Raw genomic sequence first — 528 nt, forward strand, 5'->3', positions numbered from 1 at the left:
CCCGCCGAGGTCGCCGACCGCAACGTTCCCGGCCATTGGGAGGGTGATCTGATCATCGGCACCAAGGGCGGGTCGGCGATCGGGACGCTGGTCGAGCGGACCTCGCGGTTGGTGATGTTGCTGCATCTGCCCATCGATCATTCGGCGGCGTCGGTGGCCGAGGCGATGACGAAGAAGATCGCGGAACTGCCTGCGGCACTGATGCGTTCGATCACCTGGGATCAAGGTGGCGAGATGGCCAAGCATGCCGAGATCACCGTCGCCACAGGGGTGCAGATCTACTTCTGTGATCCGCACTCCCCGTGGCAGCGGGGCACCAACGAGAACACCAACGGTCTGCTCCGTCAGTACTTCAAGAAGGGCACCGACTTGTCGGTGCACGGTCCCGAACGGCTCGACGAGGTCGCCGCTCTACTGAACAACCGCCCCAGAAAAACCCTGGGATGGGATACTCCACTCGAGGAGTACAACAAACGACTGCTCGTTGCGACGACCACGTGAACCCGTCACGAGGTTCCACTCACATGG

1 protein-coding gene is annotated in these 528 nt (G+C 62.3%); it reads left to right on the forward strand.

The genetic code is table 11. The features are described from left to right. On the forward strand, positions 1-501 hold a 501-nt coding region (locus JLZ96_RS24890; RefSeq protein ID WP_201011556.1), incomplete at its 5' end, for an IS30 family transposase. Positions 502-528 lie beyond the last annotated feature (27 nt).

The organism is Rhodococcus sp. NKCM2511, assembly GCF_014905595.1.
GTDB classification, from domain to species: Bacteria; Actinomycetota; Actinomycetes; order Mycobacteriales; family Mycobacteriaceae; genus Rhodococcoides; species Rhodococcoides fascians.